We start from the raw sequence: 16,432 nt of genomic DNA, 5'->3' as shown, positions 1-16,432 counted from the left end.
TATCACGATGAGCCAAGCCAGTCACCTCAAAGATATCGGTCTGAAAGCAACCGGCCCCAGGTTGAAAATCCTGGATTTGTTCGAAACTGCCGGATTGCGCCACATGTCCGCAGAGGATGTGTATCGTGCCCTGCTGGCCGAGAATATCGACATCGGTCTGGCCACCATTTACCGAGTGCTGACCCAGTTCGAGCAGGCCGGCATTCTGGTGCGTCACCACTTCGAAACCGGCAAGGCCGTCTACGAGCTCAATCAGGGCGGTCACCACGATCACATGGTCTGTGTGCAGTGCGGCCGGGTGGTCGAGTTCTTTGATCCCGAGATCGAAGCCCTGCAGGACCGGATCGCCGGCGAACACGGCTTTCGCATCATGGAGCATGCGCTTTACATGTATGGCGAATGCCCGGAATGCCTGGCCAAGGATGGAGCCGGTCAGGAGGCCTGATGCTGCCCTGGCTGGGTCGTTCCCCGGTTTTCCCCTCTCCCGATACGGCGCTGGCGGATCCGCCCGGCCTGCTGGCTGCAGGCGGTGACCTGTCGCCGCAACGCTTGCTGGCGGCCTATTCGCAGGGCATCTTTCCCTGGTATGGCCCGGATGAGCCGATTCTCTGGTGGAGTCCGGCGCCGCGCATGGTGCTGTATCCGGCCAATCTCAAGGTCAGCCGCTCTCTCGGCAAAACCTTGCGCAATACCCGCTATGAAATTCGTGTCGATACGGCCTTCCGCGAGGTGATGACCGCCTGCAGTGCGCCGCGCCATGGTCAGCGCGGGACCTGGATCGTGCCGGAGATGATTGACGCCTATTGCCGTCTGCATGCGCTGGGCCATGCCCACAGTTGTGAGACCTGGGTGGATGGCGAGCTGGCGGGGGGCTTGTACGGCATCTCGCTCGGCGGGGTGTTTTTCGGTGAGTCGATGTTTGCCCGGCGCCGTGATGCATCGAAACTGGCCTTTGTCCATCTGGTGCGCCATCTGGCCGCCGGCGGGTGCGGTCTGATCGATTGCCAGATGTATACCGATCATCTGGCAAGCCTGGGGGCTCGGCAGGTTTCACGTCGCGAGTTTCTTGCTACTCTGAAAGAGCAGCTTGCCCTGGCGCAACCGACCAACCTGTGGGAATACCGATACCGCAATGAGCCATCGTGATGCCGGCCAGTTCGTGGCCATCCATTTCTACGCGACGGCGCCCTATGCCTGCAGCTATCTGAGCGGGCGCGAGGCGCGTTCCCAGGTGGCCATTCCCGCCGAGTCGATCGATCGTCGTGTCTACAGTCAACTGGTCCAGCTGGGCTTTCGTCGCAGCGGCCATTACACCTATCGTCCCTATTGCGACATGTGTCAGGCCTGTGTGCCGGTGCGGGTGCCGGTGGCGGATTTTCAGCCCAACCGCAGTCAGCGCCGGGCCTGGAAGCAGCATGCCGACCTGTCGGTGCAATTAACGCCGTTGCGCTACAGCGCCGAGCATTATGATCTTTACCGTCGTTACCAGGCCGCCCGGCATCGGGGGGGCGGCATGTCGGAGGATGATCCGGCGCAGTATGCCGAATTCATTCTCAAGAGCGGGGTGGAGAGCTGGCTGGCGGAGTTCCGTCTGGGCGAGGTGTTGAAGATGGTCAGTCTGATCGACCGTCTGGATGATGGTCTGTCGGCGGTCTATACCTTTTACGAGCCGGAGGATCACCCGGCCAGCTACGGGGTGTACAACGTCCTGTGGCAGATCGACCTCGCACGTCAGCTGGGGCTGAACCATCTTTACCTTGGCTACTGGATCGGCGAGAGCCGCAAGATGGCCTATAAGGCGGCCTACCGGCCGCTGGAAAAGTTGCAGAGTGGTCGCTGGATGCCTTTCGATCCCGGTCTGACAAAATGAAAAACGCCCCGCTAGCGGGGCGTTTTGTCATCTGGCGGGGAAGCTCAGAACGGAACCACCCGGTCGGTGCCACGGCCAGACAGCACGCGCACGCGCTGCTTGACCTCGAACTGTACATCGGCGTCCTGCACGATGGAGACCATGCGGCCACTGTCCAGTTTGACCGTGATTTCCAGCGCGTTCTTGGTGCCAACGGCTTTTTGCGCCGCGTTGGCCCCGAAGCCGCCAGCCAGGGCGCCTACGATGGCGCCGGCGGCATTGGCCTTGCTGCCATTGCCCAGGTTGCTGCCGGCCAGGCCGCCCAGCGCCGCGCCACCCAGGGTCAGCAGCTCGTTATTGCTGCCCTCCATCTTGACCGGATGAACCGAAACCACAGTACCCAGCTGCACGCTCTGTGCCTGGCGCATCTGGTTTTGCGAGTACACCATGGAAGAGTCGTTGCTGGCACAGCCAGTCAGGATGCCGGCGCTGATCAGCGCGCTCATGGCAAGCATCAGTGTTTTATTGGTCATGTAAAGTCTCCCTTTGAGTCGAATCCGGTTCAGGCCTGTGTTGGCGGTGTATTCGCGATGGCGCGGGCACATTCGGCAATCAGACCGGGGCCGCGATAGACCAGGCCGCTGTACAGTTGTACCAGTGTCGCGCCAGCATGGATTTTGTCTGTGGCATCACGACCGCACAAAATACCACCTACGCCTATGATAGGCAAAGCGCCATCAAGTTCCATGGCCAATTGTCTGATCAGTGCCGTGGCCTTGTCTGTCAGTGGCTTGCCCGACAGCCCGCCGGCTTCGCCGGCATGGCGATGACCGGCAATGGCCTCGCGGGCCAGTGTGGTATTGCCGGCGATCACGCCGTCGATCCGGTGCTCGCACAGCAGGCGCGCCACCTCGCTGATCTGCCCGCTCTCAAGGTCGGGGGCGATTTTGACCGCCAGCGGCACATGGCGCCCATATCGGTCAGCCAGGCTGGCCTGACGGGTCTTGAGCGCCCCCAGCAGGGCCGACAGCTCGTCGCCCTGCTGCAGTTGCCGCAGATTCTTGGTGTTGGGCGAGGAAATGTTGACGGCAATATAGCTGGCATGCTCATACACCTTGTCCATGCAGGCCAGGTAATCGTCGGCAGCCCGCTCGATCGGCGTGCTGGCATTCTTGCCGATATTGATCCCCAGGACACCGCGACTGCGCCGGCTGCGCACATGGTCAATCAGCGTGTCGACGCCGAGATTGTTGAAGCCCATGCGGTTGATGATGCCCTCGTGCTCGACAACCCGGAACATGCGCGGCTTGTCGTTGCCGGGCTGTGCACGCGGCGTGATGGTGCCGATCTCGACAAAGCCGAAGCCCATGTCGAACAGGGCGTCGATGTGGGCGCCATTCTTGTCCAGCCCGGCCGCCAGCCCGACAGCATTGGCGAAGGTCAGTCCCATGGCCTGGACCGGCGCCTGCACCGCGGCGGGGGCCGCCAGGCGCATCAGGTGCAGACGGTGGGTCAGTTCCAGCGATGTCAGGGTGAGTTCGTGGGCTTTTTCCGGGTCGAGGCGGAACAGCAGGGGGCGTAACAGCGGGTAGAGCATCGCGGGTCGTCTCCAGCAAAATGCCCGGCATGGCCGGGCATGGAAGGGAATCGCGGGCGATTTTACAGGATCTGGCAGACTTCGTCGAAGTGGAATCTTGGCGAGCGGCCATAGAGCTTGCTGGCTTCACCGTAGCCCAGGTTGATGAGGAAGTTGGCGTGGACATTGCCCTCCGGGAAGAACTCGGCATTGACCAGGTTGGCATCGAAGCCCGACATCGGACCGCAATCCAGACCGAGTGCCCGTGCCGCCAGAATCAGATAGCCACCCTGCAGCGAGCTGTTGCGCATGGCCGTGGCCCGGATCAGCTCATCATGGCCGTTGAACCAGCTCTGGGCATCGGCATGGGGAAACAGCCGCGGCAGATGCTGATGAAAATTCAGATCCATGCCGACAATCACGGTCACGGGGGCTTCGCGGGTTTTTTCCACATTGCCTTCAGCCAGGCAGGGCAGCAAACGCGCCTTGGCCTCGCTGCTGGTAATGAAAACCAGCCGGGCCGGCGAGCAGTTGGCACTGGTCGGGCACTGCTTGAGCAGTTCGAACAGCTGGTGCAGCAGGTCCTCGGATACGGGGCGCTTCTGCCAGTGGCTGTGGGTACGGGCATTGAAGAACAACTGATCCAGAGCCGATTTGCCGATGGGGGTGGTCATGCTGGGTCTCCGTGTTGCCGGGTTTCAGGGCGTTGGTGCGGCGGGAAGGGCGGCTTGCGGTGCCGAAGCGGCAAAATCCTGCAGCGCCTTCATTTGTTCAACCGGGATCGACTGGCCGGGCGACGATGACACATCGTTGGTCAGGACGGTGATGGATACCCGTCGATTGCGCGCGCGTCCTTCGTTGCTGCCGTTGTCTGCGACCGGCATGTTCTCGGCACGGCCGACGGCCACCAGTCGCTGCGGCGTGACGCCATTCTCCTGGAACAGGCGCACCACACTGCCGGCACGTGCGGCGGACAGTTCCCAGTTGGACGGGAAGTTGGCGGTACGGATCGGCACATTATCGGTAAAGCCTTCCACGCTGACCGAGTTGTCCACGTGGGTCAGCAGCGCCGCCAGCTGGGTCATGACGCTGATCGAGGCGCTGGAGGGCTGTGCCTGGCCGGTCTGGAACAGGGCGCTGTCCTTGATTTCGATCTCGATGCCCTTGTTGGTCTGTGAAATCTTGACCTGTCCGCCCTTGACCAGCGGCTCCAGCACCCGGCGCATGTCGGCCGCCAGCTTGCCCAGTTTGGCCTGCTCGCGCAGCAGGGCATCGCTCTGGATGGCCTTGGCGATCGGTTTGGTTTCCGGCACCTGGACCAGGGTGTTGGCGCTGCCGGACGGCGGTGTGGTGTTCAGGGTGATGTTGCTGCCGGAGCGAAAGGCATTGACCAGCGAAGTCGACAGGACGCGGTATTTCCCCTCGTTGAGCGAGGAAATGGCGTACATCACGACGAAGAAGGCAAACAGCAGGGTGATGAAGTCGGCGTAGGAGACCAGCCAGCGCTCGTGGTTGTCATGATCTTCCGGTAACTTGCGTGCCATGTCGTATTCCTCTGCGATGCGCCGCTGTTACAGCAGGCGCGGGTCGAACAGACTCTTGATGCCAGCGCTGAACGCCACGCCGAAGCGGCGTGCCACCCTGCTGGACAGGTCATCCTGCGGTGTGAAGTCCACCGTCTGATCGGTCTTGAACTCGTTGCGCGTCACCGAGGCCACGGTGCCGTAGGCATCCGCCAGACCCAGCGGAATGCTGCGCTCGCCCAGCCAGACCATGCCGCTGAACATGTCCGGCGTTTCTTTCAGGCGCTGACCGCGGCCATCACGCACTGCCTTGATGAACTGGGCATGGATGTCATCCAGCAACTGCTGGCGGATGGCTTCCTGTTTGGGGTTCACCGGCGAGAAGGGGTCGCCCATCGCCTTGTTTTCCCCGGCGGTCTTCAGGCGGCGTTCCACCCCCAGCTTGTCCATCAGCCCGGTAAAGCCGAAACCGTCGGACAGCACACCGATCGACCCGACGATGCTGGCCTTGTCGACGTAAATGCGGTCGGCTGCACTGGCAATATAGTAGCAGCCGGAGGCACACATCTCTTCTACCACCACCACGACCGGAATCGCCGGGTGCAGCTTCTTCTGGCGCCGGATCTCGTCATAGACCATGCCGGACAGAACCGGGCTGCCGCCCGGGCTGTTGGCCTGCAGGATGATGCCGCGCGTGCCCTTGTCGGCATAGGCATCGGCCAGGCCCTGAATCAGCTTGTCGGCGGTATTGTTCTCGCTGCTGATCTCGCCCTGCAGGTTGAGGATGGCGGCGTGGCCGTTGCCGGTCAGGCGCGAAACGGATTTTTCTTCATTGCTCCACAGCATGCTGGCAGCGATGGCGGCGAAGACGGCCAGCCAGGCCAGGCGGAAAAAGATTTTCCAGCGCCGGCTGCGGCGCTGTTCAATCAGGGCGGCGCTGGCAAGTTGTTCCAGCAGGGTGCGTTCCCAGTTTTGATCGCTCACTCGGTGACTCCGGGTTCGGGCCGGTCAGGCGCGGTGATTGGTTTGACATAATATATCATCCCGTTTGACTCTTTGGTGATCACGGGAATCAGGCTTTGCCCCTGGCAGGGGCCGCCGACGCACAGGCCGCTGTCCGGCAGGTAGCGGGCGCCATGCATGCTGCAGATCAGATAGTGCCCGCTCAGGTCGAAAAACTCGCCATCCTGCCAGTCCATCTGGACCGGGATGTGGCGGCAGGCGTTGAGATAGCCATAAACCTTGCCCCGGTAGCGGATGACAAAGGCCGGCAGGGGCTGGGGCGATGCGGGAAAAAGGAAGCGCTGGCCGCGTCCGCGCTCGGGCAGGTCTTCGGAGGGGCAGATCAGGCAATCCTGGTCATCAGCCATGCGTGCAGACTCCGGAAGTCGTCAAACAGGCCGAGGGACGGGCAGCGGGCCAGCGCCTCTCTCTCATGCGCGCCGCCGAGTACCCCGGCGGCCAGTGTGCCCGCCGCTTCGGCCATGCGCAGGTCGTGGCTGGTGTCGCCGACCATCAGGGTACAGGCCGGGTCGGCGCCCAGTTGATCCATCAGCTCCAGCAGCATGGCCGGATGCGGTTTGGACGGGCAGTCATCCTGCGTGCGGGTGGCGGCAAAGTAGTCGCCCAGTCCGCTGCTCTGCAGGGCGCGCTCCAGCCCGCGCCGGCTCTTGCCGGTGGCGACGGCCAGCATCACATCGCGCGCGGACAGCGCCGCCAGGGCTTCGCGTACGCCGTCAAACAGCTCGATTTGTTCATCACCGGTAAAGAAATGCTTGCGATAGGCCGCGACCATTTCCGGGTAGCGGCTGGGTGGCAGGTCAGGGCAGGCGGTGGCCAGCGCCTCGACCAGGCTCAGGCCGATCACCGCGCGTGCCTGATGCAGCGCCGGGACGCGCAGACCCAGCTCGGCGCTGGCCTGACGGATGGCATGGGTGATGTGGCCGGTGGAGTCCATCAGGGTGCCGTCCCAGTCAAAGACGATCAGTTGCAGCGGCTGGTTCATGATGTGGGCAGGCTGTCGAGGAAACGTTGCAATTCGGCGGGCAGCGGGGCTTCGAGAAGCAGCGGGGCGCCGGTCAGCGGGTGGGGCAGGCTCAGGCGCCGTGCATGCAGGAACATGCGTTTCAGCCCACGTTTCTGCAGCTGCTTGTTCAGGGCAAAGTCGCCATATTTCTCGTCGCCGGCAATCGGACAGCCGCTGGCTGCCATATGGACGCGGATCTGGTGGGTCCGGCCGGTACGCAACCGGGCTTCGACCAGTGTGAACTCGCTGAAGCGCTGTTCGACCGCAAAAATGGTGTGCGCGCTCAGCCCCTCGTCGCCGTCGGCGACCTTGACCATGCGCTCGCCATCGCCGGTCGTGAACTTGAACAGGGGCAGCTTGACGTGCTTTTTCTGCGCGTCCCAGTGGCCGACACCCAGGGCCAGATAGCGCTTGTCCGGCACGTTGTCGCGCATCATGTCGTGCAGTTTGACCAGTGCCGAGCGTTTCTTGGCCAGCATCAGCAGGCCGGAGGTCTCGCGGTCGAGGCGATGCACCAGCTCCAGATAACGATATTCGGGATGGCCGCGACGCAGTTGTTCAATGACACCGAATGACACGCCGCTGCCGCCGTGCACGGCTACGCCGGCCGGTTTGTCGATCACCAGCATGGCCTCGTCTTCATACACGACGGGGAAGGTGGCGCCGGGTACCTGACGCTCGTCGCGCTCTGCCAGCCGGATCGGCGGAATGCGCAGGGTATCGCCCAGCTCGAGCCGGCGCGAGGCGTCGGCACGGCCCTTGTTGACCCGTACTTCACCGGAACGCAGGATGCGGTAAATATGGCTTTTCGGCACGCCTTTGAGCAGGCGTACCAGATAGTTGTCGATGCGTTGTCCGGCGCCATCTTCCCCGACCTGGTGGAAGGACACGGAATCTTTGCGAATATCAGTCATTTTGCTTATACTTCCTGCGCTTGACCAAAAAAATGGTCGCGGCAAAACCTGCAGAGCAAGGTCGCGAGCGGTGTCCGCTCATAGACGCTGCTGCTGTGCAGCAATACGGCCGGCAGGGCGATGGCCCTGACCTGACGCCGCAATCTGCGCATGCAGCCAAGGTTAACTCGCTCACCGAAAAGCAGCGATGGTAATGCATTTGGACACATAGCGCACTCACCAGTATTCCATCCCCTGATGCATAAGCCAGTCAGGAGATACCATGGCAAAGTTTGACCCGGCACGGGCGACACGGCGTCGAAAGGTCCTCGCAGGACGGATCGGCGCACGGCAGAAATCACAGCATCGTCCGTGTGACGTACTTCAGGAAGTCGGCTTGATATATTGATTTACCTTGTTCTTTATACAGACACTTCTTTCGGAAAGCGCCCATTTTAGCCACTGGGCCGTCAAATACTTGCTGTGCCCTTGCGTGAGTGCCGCGCAAGGAAAAATAAGATGAAACGCATGCTTTTTAACGCAACGCAGGCCGAAGAGCTGCGCGTTGCGATTGTCGACGGGCAAAAGCTCGTTGACCTTGATATCGAAACCGTGGGCAAGGAGCAGCGCAAGGGGAACGTCTACAAGGGCGTCATCACCCGTATTGAGCCGTCGCTCGAAGCCTGCTTTGTCGACTACGGCACCGAACGTCACGGCTTTCTGCCGTTCAAGGAAGTCTCCCGTACCTATTTCCAGAACTATGATGGCGGCCGCCCGCGCATTCAGGATGTCCTGCGCGAAGGCATGGAAGTCATCGTCCAGGTGGAAAAGGACGAGCGCGGCAACAAGGGCGCGGCCCTGACTACCTATATCAGCCTGGCGGGCCGTTACCTGGTGCTGATGCCCAACAATCCGCGTGGTGGTGGCGTGTCGCGCCGCATCGAAGGGGAAGAGCGCCAGGAGCTGAAAGACCTGCTCGCCCAGCTGGAAGTGCCGCAGGGCATGAGCCTGATCGCCCGCACCGCCGGCATCGGCCGTAACTTCGAAGAACTGCAGTGGGACATGGGTTACCTGCTGCAACTGTGGCGCGCCATCGAAGGTGCCGCCGGCGCCCAGAGCGCACCGTTCCTGATCCTGCAGGAAAGCAGTCTGGTGATTCGCGCCATCCGCGATTACTACCATGCCGATATCGGTGAAATCCTCATCGATACCGAAGAAATCCATGACCAGGCCCGTCAGTTCATCAGCCATGTCATGCCCAATACCCTGAGCCGGGTCAAGCTGTACAAGGACCAGGTGCCGCTGTTCTCGCGCTTCCAGATCGAACACCAGATCGAAACCGCCTTCTCGCGCAGCGTCCAGCTGCCGTCCGGCGGGGCCATCGTGATCGACCATACCGAAGCCCTGGTCTCGGTCGACGTCAACTCGGCACGTGCCACCAAGGGTGCCGACATCGAAGAAACCGCCTTCAAGACCAACCTGGAAGCGGCCGAAGAAATTGCCCGCCAGCTGCGTCTGCGTGACCTCGGTGGCCTGATCGTCATCGACTTCATCGACATGGAAAGCACCAAGAACCAGCGTGATGTCGAAAACCGCCTGCGTGACGTGCTCAAGCACGACCGCGCCCGCGTCCAGATGGGCAAGCTGTCGCGTTTCGGCCTGCTGGAGCTGTCGCGTCAGCGCCTGCAGCCTTCGCTGGGTGAAACCAGTCACCAGCCGTGCCCGCGTTGCCATGGCATCGGCTTCATCCGTGGTACCGAATCCTCCGCCCTGCATATCCTGCGCATCATCCAGGAAGAGGCGATGAAGGAAAATACCGGTGCCGTGCATGCTCAGGTGCCGGTGGACGTGGCCACCTTCCTGCTGAACGAGAAGCGCGCCGAGATCCACATGATCGAAGAGCGCCTGGATGTCAGCGTGGTGCTGATCCCGAACATCTATCTGGAAACGCCGCACTACAAGATCGTGCGCCTGCGCCATGACGACCTGACCGAGCTGGGCGATGCGCCGAGCTACAGCCGTGTCGAAGTGCAGGAAGAAGACATCGTGACCAATTTCGGCCAGGAAAAGCCGAAGGTCGAGCGTCAGGAAGCGGCCGTCAAGGGGATTACCCCGCAACAGCCGGCACCGCAGTCGGCTGCCCGTCCTGCCGCCCGTGCCGTGGTTGAAGAGCCGGGCCTGCTGACCCGCCTGGGTGGCTGGCTGAAGGGCTTGTTCGGCAGCGATGAGGCGCCGCAGGCTCAGCCGGCGAAGAAAACCCCGCAAGTGCGCGAGGCTCAGCGTCCGCCGCGCCGTGGCAATGACCGTCGCCCGGCACAGCAGGGTCGCCGCGAGCAGCGCGACGAGCGCCGTCCGCAGCCTGCTGGTGAAGAGAACCGTCGCCGCAACGCCGGTGCCGCTCAGGCAGACACGCGTGTGGAAGGCCGCAATGCTTCTCGTCCGGAGCGCGCTGAGCGTCCGGAACGCAGCGAGCGTCAGGAGCGAACCGAACGTCCGGAACGTAACGAGCGTCAGGAGCGCAACGAACGTCAGGAACGTCCGGAGCGCAATGAACCGCGTCAGCGCCGTGAACGTGAGCCGCGCGAGAATCGTGAAAACGATGTGACGGGCGAAAGCGTTCGCAGCGAACGCGCCCCGCGTCAGGCTGAACCGCAATCGCGTCGCCGCCAGCCGCTGCCGGTGGAAGAAACCCAGCCGGAAGTGCTCAAGACCGGCGTCGTCGAAGCTGGTGCGGAGCCGGTGGCTGCCGAGCAGACCGAGAATGCCGAGCGCGGTGAGCGTAGCCGTCGTCGCCGCAGCCGTGGTCGTCGTCGCGACAACAGCGAGCAGAACAATGCAGAGCAGGGTGGCGCTGAGCAAGCGGCAGGCGAGCAGCTTGTGTCGGAACAGATTTCCGGCGAAGTGATCGCCCAGCCGGTGGTTGAAGCCGTACCGGTACCCGTTATTGCCCCGGTCGTCGAGGCCGCCCCGCAGGTTGATGTTGTGTCGGCCGAGCCGGTGGACGTGACTCAGCCGGTTGTCGTGGTCAGGGAAGAGCCGGTCGCGCCGCTGGCGGTCGTGCACGAAGTCCCGGCCGTGGTCGACAGCCCGGTGGAGGCTGCCCAGATCGTAGACTCCCCGGCCGTGGAGGCCCCGGCGGTCGAATCGGCTCAGCCGGTGGTCAGTGTGGCCCAGCCCGAGCCTGTCGAGACGACGCCGGTGGTGGTTGCCGAAACGGTAAGCGAGCCGGTGGCTGTGCCGGTCGCGGCCGAGCCGCTGGTGATTGCCGAAGTACAGGCGGCCGAGCCGGTTGTGGAAGCCAAGGTCGAGCCGGTCGTCGAAGCCAAGGTCGAGCCGGTCGTGGCCGAGCCGGCCAAGCCGCTGGATCTGGGTGGGCTGGTGATGGTCAATACCCGTGCCAGCGCACCGGTGGCTGACGTGGCGCCGGCAGAAGAGCCGGTTGCCGGGCTGCGCCGTCGCGATGCCTTGCGCCAGGCACAAGCACCTGCAGCAGCAGAGGTTTCCCTGCAGCAAGTCGAGACCCGCGGCGAGCAGCAATAAAAAGAGTCTGGCCCCGATAAAAAGGGGCTTGACACTACCGAGGGGCATCTGTAAGATACGTGTCTCTCAGGCGATTCCCTGATAGCTCAGTTGGTAGAGCGACGGACTGTTAATCCGCAGGTCGCAGGTTCGAGCCCTGCTCGGGGAGCCACCCCATTCAAAACCCCAGTCAGCAATGACTGGGGTTTTTCGTTATGCTCGTCCTTCCCCAGCCAAACCCGCTAAGATGGGGGGCAAACCGAGAGGACGAAGCATGAATCTGAATCAACATTTTCTGAGCATGGCCTATAACAATGCCTGGGCCAATCACCGCTTGCTGAAAGCCTGTGCGTCGCTGAGTCAGGATGACTATATTGCACCGCGTTGCAGCTTTTTCCCTTCCCTGCGTGAGACGTTTCAGCATCTGCTGGTCGTCGATCAGAGCTATCTGTCGCTGCTGGAGCACGATCTGGTCGGCAAGTTCGACTTTCGCCCCGATTTTTCCGCCGATGGTACCGAGCTGATCACCCTGGCGCAGCTGGACCCTCTGCTGCGCGAGGCCGGCGAGCGACTGATCGCCTATTGTCGTCAGTGTCGAGATGACATGCTGGGATTGCCCCTGCTAGGCGGCAATGCGCAAGGACTTCGCTATGGCAACCGGGCGCGTCTGCTGGCGCACCTGTTCCAGCACCAGATCCATCACCGCGGGCAAATTCATGCCATGCTGGCCGGCACCCGCGTGGCACCGCCGCAGCTGGACGATTTTTTCCGCGCCGACGATGAGGCGGCCCGCGCCGGAGATCTGGCCGAACTGGGCTGGTGCGAGGCCGATTTGTGGTCTGTTCCCCGCTGAGGCGGTGAGGCGGCCCTTGCTGACCATTCGGTCAGCTGCATGATGTTTTTCCCGCTTGATCGACATGAATCATGCCGTTGTCTGCTGCAGACCCCTGCTGAACATGCGATTGTTGGCAATATCGTCATGATTATTTATACAGTTTCAATAAGCTGTTACGAATGGCGTCTGACGCCTGCAATCATGTCACTGCGGGAGATTTTCATGCATACGATCAAGCGAATCAGTCTGTCAGGTCAGGATCCGTGCTGGCCCATCGTTTCCGGCAGCTTGCTGCTGATTCTGAACACTTGCCATGATGGCCGCCTCCGTCTGCTGACACCGGATGGCGAGCGCCGCCTGATCCTCGCTCCGGGGCGCGGCATGCTCTTCGTCGCGGATCAGGGGGTGGTCCATCCTCTGGCTGGTGAGCCACAAGGCTGGGCGATCCCCCTGCCATGGGTTTGCCGCCTGCTGGCATTTGTCGAGCACTGGCGCACCATCCCCCTGCCTGCCGCGAAGCTGCCGGCCTGCCTGACCATCCCCTGCCATGCCTCTCCCCAGACTTTCGAGAACTGGTTCCTGCGCATGTGGCTGTTTGGCCGCGACCCTTTGTTTCACTCGCTGCTGCAACGCTTGCGACGCTGCGAGGGGTATGGACTGATCCGCCACTTGCTGGCCGAACACGAGCAGGCGGTGCCCCTGGCTCAGCTCGCCCGTCGCTATGGGCTGTCGGCCTCGCATTTTCGTCGGCTGGCCCATGACGCCCTGGGGCAAAGTGCCAAATCTGCCATGATGACCTGGCGACTGCGGCGTACCATCCTGGATGCCATCTGTCGGGAGGTCTCCCTGACCTCGCTGGCCATGCAATACGGCTATGCCTCGTCCTCGCACCTGTCGAATGATGCGCGTCGTCAGCTAGGCGTCAGCCCTCAGTGGCTGCTGGGCAGGACTCAGCCCGTCTGAATCGACTCTGTTTCCCGGCATGACCTTTCGGCTCATAGCGACTCCTGATTCGCTCGTCAATGAGCGGAATCTGCAATCTCCTTCGACACGGTCACTTTACGCTGCCTGCACTTCCCCGAGCCTGGCGCCGGGGAGGGTTCTTTCCAATGGCAGGCAAAGCGGAGGTCGGGATGGGCGAGCAGGACAGACTGGTACAGGTCTCGGCGGGGGACGTACAGGAGATCGAGTGGTCGGGGCTTTCACTTGAGGATTGCGTCGGCATGCTGCACCTTCAGCAGCGTCAGGCGGAGGCCGATCGGGTCCTGCGCGCCCTGTGTCTGCTGGACTGGCATCGGCCTGACTATCTGCGCGCCATGGCGCACTCCTGCCGGCTGGGAGGGCGGGTTGAGTGTGCACAGCGGCTGATCCGACTGGCCGAGTTGCTGCAACCAGCACCAAACCTGTTGGTCAAGCAGGCGCGACAGCCCATGGACTACCTCTGAAACTGATCTTTCGATCAGTTCCCTTCATTGCTTTCAGAGTTCTCCGATAGGGGATTCTTACCAATCTCTTCATGATTGCCCGGAATGGATGTGCGGGTTTCCGACCCGTACATCACCGAATCAAAATCAATCATCCGGGATGGTAGTGAGCTATGAGCAGGGATCATGTATTGAACCATGATTATCTTTTTGATGACTTCGTCCTGCATGCCAATGGGGCGATGAGTTTTCATGGCCAGGATGTGTCTATTCCGCCGAAAGAGCTGCAGGTTTTGATTACCTTGCTGGAAGGCAAGGGCAATCTGGTTCACAAGAATTTCATCATTGACAAAGTCTGGGGTGACAACCTTGTGGGCGATGAGTCGCTGACCCGCTGTATCTATTCTTTACGACGCTTGCTGCGCGAATCCAAGAACAACAAGTTCATCGAGACCGTGTACGGCAAGGGCTATCGTTTCTGCAAGCCGGTCACACCAGTGCAGCGTCAGCGCCATCCGTCCCAGGGATACAAACTGGCCATTTTGCCTTTCTCCGGTGGAGAGGCTCGTGAAGCCATGCTGTTGCATGCCCGCCTGATGGATGCGTTTGCTGAACGTCCTCAGCCGGGGATTTCGCTGGTACCGGCCATTCTTACCCGCGGACACGATCGCCCTGAGGAGCTGCTGTCTCTGTGCCGACAGCTGGAGCTGGATTGTTATCTGACCGGTGACTTTTGCCAGGATGGCAGCCAGCGCCTGCTGACCGTTGAGTTAGTGGATGCCAGTAGTCAGCAATTGTTGCTGCGCGAGACCTTTCTGCCCGGCAATGCCGAAACCTGGCCGCAACGCATGGCGGCGGTGGCCGAGCGTGTGCTGGCCCGTCTGACGCAGCCGGGGACCGATGTGCTCAGCGAAGGCAATGGCGAAGTCATGGTGGCTCATGTGATGGCACGGCGCTGTCTGCGTCGCCGGGATCATGGTGATCTCAACATGGCGCAGCAGTATCTGCAGATGGGATTGATGCAGGACCCATTGCATGTGCCCTCCATGGTGTCCATGGCGGAAACCATGCTGGCACAGACCATGCAGGGGTTGATCTGGCCTGCCCGGGCTTTCAGCGAGGCGAGGCCCTTGCTGGAAAAAGTCCTCAGTCTGGCGCCGGGGCAACCCAGCGCGCTGGCGCTGATGGCCTGGCTGACCCGGCTGTCCAGTGATACCGAAGGTGTTGCCGCCGGCCTGTTGCGCCAGGCGCAGCAGGCCGGAACGCCGGCCGAGGTGTGCCTGTACCAGGCCATGTATCGCCTGTCCCAGGGGGAAAACGAGCTGGCGCTGGACCGTCTCAATGCGGGTTTGGCTCGTGATGGTGGCCTGAGCCCTTTGCTGATTTTCAAGATGTGGGGGCTGCATGTCATGGGGCGGGACGAAGAGGCGCATCTGTTCGCCCAGCGTCAGATGGAGCAGACGCCGCCTTCGCCCCTGTTCCTCGCCATGCATGGGCTGGTACTGGCATCACTGGGGCGGCACGATCAGGCGAATCTGCAGGCCGGGCTGGCGGTGCAAACCGCGCCGAATGGCATGCCGGAAAGGATTCTGCAGTTAATCGTCGCGGCGGTAGGCAGTCAGGCGGGCGACGGGCATGAGATGCTGTCACGCTGGATGGGGGAGATCCGCATCCGTTATGGCTGTCCGGGGCTGCTGGCTGTACTGGCATTGGCGCTGGGTGATGAGAATCGCGCCCGTGCCCTGATCCGGGTGGCGCGTGAACAGCGTTGCACCTGGTGGCCGCTGGCACGGCATCTGCCGGCGATGACGACTTTCCTCGCCAGCGAATCCTCCGAGACCTGCTGGCTCTGATCAGCCGAAAGCGGTGTCCGGACGGTGCTGCCGCAAGGCATCGAGCAGCAGGCGCGAACGTGCCGGCAGCCGGCGCTGTGCGGCGACCGCATGAATCTGCGGATCCTCGCCGCGTGCCGAGACCAGGCGGAAGGCCGGGCAAATCCGCTGCAGGCGTCCTGCCTGCACCAGCGGTTCGGCCAGCCAGTCGGAGAGACGGGCGATCCCCAGTCCGGCTTCGGTTGCCGACAGGAGTGCCAGCCCGTTGTCAAAACGATGGCTGGCACGCATGTTCAGACTCACGGCGCGCGTATCGCCAAGAAAGTTCCAGGAGCGCAGAATGCGAGGCGCCGTATGCATCAGGATGGCGTGTTCGCCCAGCGCCTCTGGCTGGGCGGGCTCGCCGTGACGCGCCAGATAGGCCGGACTGGCATACAGGTAGCGACGATAGCCCCACAGGGGATAGCCGATCAGCTCGCTATCCACCGGGAAGGCGCCGCGAATCACCAGGTCCAGCTGCTCCTGTACCGGGTCCAGCATGACATCGCTGTAGCGCACATCGAAGCGCAGCTCCGGGTAGTGCGTGCTCAGGCTGTGCAAAGCCAGGGGCAGGATATGGCAGGACAGACTGTGTGGTGCGGCCAGGCGCAGCCAGCCTCTGGGCGCGGCATTCAGCCGTGACAGTTCATCATCGGCCTCTTCCTGAATCTGCAGGATCTGCCGTGCCGACTCGTAATACAGCTCACCGGCCGGCGTCAGGCTGAATTGCCGCGTTGATCGCGCCAGCAGCAAGGTACTCATTTCGTTTTCCAGCGCCTGAACGGCCCGGGTGACGGCGCTGGGCGAGGCGCCGAGGGCTCGCGCGGCCAGGATGAAGCTCTTTTTCTCCACCACCGTACAGAAGGCCTGGATATTCCAAAGTGATTTCATGGGGCTCCCCCTGCGCAATTCGGTG

17 protein-coding genes and 1 tRNA gene are annotated in these 16,432 nt (G+C 62.2%); 9 read left to right on the top strand and 9 right to left on the bottom strand.

Translation table 11 applies throughout. The features are described from left to right. The first annotated feature begins 7 nt into the window (after window positions 1–7). From fur to JNO51_RS10440, 3 genes are read left to right on the top strand one after another with little or no spacing between them, the layout of a single operon-like run. Window positions 8–445 carry a ferric iron uptake transcriptional regulator gene (fur, locus tag JNO51_RS10450; protein WP_252346059.1) on the top strand — a complete coding sequence of 146 codons (438 nt, stop codon included), beginning with the start codon at window positions 8–10 and terminating at the stop codon, window positions 443–445. Further along, window positions 445–1,146 (top strand): leucyl/phenylalanyl-tRNA--protein transferase, encoded by a 702-nt coding sequence (aat, locus tag JNO51_RS10445; protein ID WP_215776786.1) that lies wholly within the window; start codon window positions 445–447, stop codon window positions 1,144–1,146. Before fur ends, aat begins: the two co-directional genes overlap by 1 nt. Then, the gene (locus JNO51_RS10440; RefSeq protein ID WP_215776784.1) at window positions 1,133–1,870 is read left to right on the top strand and encodes an arginyltransferase; all 738 of its coding nucleotides are present in this window, start codon (window positions 1,133–1,135) and stop codon (window positions 1,868–1,870) included. Before aat ends, JNO51_RS10440 begins: the two co-directional genes overlap by 14 nt. A 44-nt stretch (window positions 1,871–1,914) precedes the next feature. On the opposite strand, the gene JNO51_RS10435 is transcribed toward JNO51_RS10440, so the two are convergent. The 8 genes from JNO51_RS10435 to JNO51_RS10400 all read right to left on the bottom strand — a co-directional run bounded on the left by JNO51_RS10435 (window position 1,915) and on the right by JNO51_RS10400 (window position 7,888). Then, window positions 1,915–2,382 carry a glycine zipper 2TM domain-containing protein gene (locus JNO51_RS10435; protein ID WP_215776781.1) on the bottom strand — a complete coding sequence of 156 codons (468 nt, stop codon included), beginning with the start codon at window positions 2,380–2,382 and terminating at the stop codon, window positions 1,915–1,917. Window positions 2,383–2,411: 29 nt separating this feature from the next. Continuing rightward, a complete protein-coding gene (locus JNO51_RS10430) occupies window positions 2,412–3,446 on the bottom strand; it encodes a quinone-dependent dihydroorotate dehydrogenase (RefSeq protein WP_215776779.1) in 1,035 nt (344 codons plus the stop codon). A gap of 62 nt (window positions 3,447–3,508) precedes the next feature. After that, a complete protein-coding gene (locus tag JNO51_RS10425; RefSeq protein WP_215776777.1) occupies window positions 3,509–4,099 on the bottom strand; it encodes a malonic semialdehyde reductase in 591 nt (196 codons plus the stop codon). Between the two features lie 24 nt (window positions 4,100–4,123). Beyond that, window positions 4,124–4,969: a flagellar motor protein MotD gene (motD, locus tag JNO51_RS10420; protein WP_215776774.1), complete on the bottom strand. Its 846-nt coding sequence runs from the start codon at window positions 4,967–4,969 to the stop codon at window positions 4,124–4,126. Between the two features lie 27 nt (window positions 4,970–4,996). Next, a complete protein-coding gene (locus JNO51_RS10415; RefSeq protein WP_215776772.1) occupies window positions 4,997–5,932 on the bottom strand; it encodes a S49 family peptidase in 936 nt (311 codons plus the stop codon). Continuing rightward, on the bottom strand, window positions 5,929–6,318 hold the full coding sequence (locus JNO51_RS10410; RefSeq protein ID WP_215776769.1) for a Rieske 2Fe-2S domain-containing protein: 390 nt from the start codon (window positions 6,316–6,318) through the stop codon (window positions 5,929–5,931). The genes JNO51_RS10415 and JNO51_RS10410 overlap by 4 nt, the downstream gene beginning before the upstream one ends. After that, window positions 6,294–6,953: an HAD-IA family hydrolase gene (locus JNO51_RS10405; RefSeq protein ID WP_215776766.1), complete on the bottom strand. Its 660-nt coding sequence runs from the start codon at window positions 6,951–6,953 to the stop codon at window positions 6,294–6,296. Before JNO51_RS10405 ends, JNO51_RS10410 begins: the two co-directional genes overlap by 25 nt. Continuing rightward, window positions 6,950–7,888 (bottom strand): RluA family pseudouridine synthase, encoded by a 939-nt coding sequence (locus JNO51_RS10400; protein WP_215776764.1) that lies wholly within the window; start codon window positions 7,886–7,888, stop codon window positions 6,950–6,952. The genes JNO51_RS10405 and JNO51_RS10400 overlap by 4 nt, the downstream gene beginning before the upstream one ends. A gap of 498 nt (window positions 7,889–8,386) precedes the next feature. Here JNO51_RS10400 and JNO51_RS10395 point away from each other — a divergent pair, with 498 nt between their 5' ends. The 6 genes from JNO51_RS10395 (at window position 8,387) to JNO51_RS10370 (ending at window position 15,498) form a co-directional block, all read left to right on the top strand. Continuing rightward, window positions 8,387–11,407, top strand: coding sequence for an Rne/Rng family ribonuclease (locus JNO51_RS10395; protein WP_215776762.1), 3,021 nt, complete (start codon window positions 8,387–8,389; stop codon window positions 11,405–11,407). Window positions 11,408–11,482: 75 nt separating this feature from the next. Then, window positions 11,483–11,558, top strand: a tRNA-Asn gene (locus JNO51_RS10390). A 102-nt stretch (window positions 11,559–11,660) separates the two neighbouring features. After that, window positions 11,661–12,239, top strand: coding sequence for a DinB family protein (locus JNO51_RS10385; protein ID WP_215776760.1), 579 nt, complete (start codon window positions 11,661–11,663; stop codon window positions 12,237–12,239). A gap of 204 nt (window positions 12,240–12,443) precedes the next feature. After that, window positions 12,444–13,184, top strand: a complete 741-nt coding sequence (locus tag JNO51_RS10380) for an AraC family transcriptional regulator (protein ID WP_215776758.1) — start codon at window positions 12,444–12,446, stop codon at window positions 13,182–13,184. 146 nt (window positions 13,185–13,330) lie between these two features. Further along, window positions 13,331–13,666, top strand: coding sequence for a hypothetical protein (locus JNO51_RS10375; RefSeq protein ID WP_215776755.1), 336 nt, complete (start codon window positions 13,331–13,333; stop codon window positions 13,664–13,666). A 152-nt stretch (window positions 13,667–13,818) separates the two neighbouring features. Further along, complete coding sequence (locus tag JNO51_RS10370; protein WP_215776753.1) at window positions 13,819–15,498, top strand: winged helix-turn-helix domain-containing protein; 1,680 nt, start codon at window positions 13,819–13,821, stop codon at window positions 15,496–15,498. Here JNO51_RS10370 and JNO51_RS10365 read toward each other — a convergent pair whose 3' ends face one another. After that, window positions 15,499–16,407: a LysR family transcriptional regulator gene (locus JNO51_RS10365; RefSeq protein ID WP_215776750.1), complete on the bottom strand. Its 909-nt coding sequence runs from the start codon at window positions 16,405–16,407 to the stop codon at window positions 15,499–15,501. Window positions 16,408–16,432 lie beyond the last annotated feature (25 nt).

The organism is Paludibacterium sp. B53371 (genome assembly GCF_018802765.1).
Classification (GTDB): domain Bacteria; phylum Pseudomonadota; class Gammaproteobacteria; order Burkholderiales; family Chromobacteriaceae; genus Paludibacterium.
Note: the sequence above shows the minus strand (reverse complement) of the source record. Positions and strands in the feature narration are given on the sequence as shown.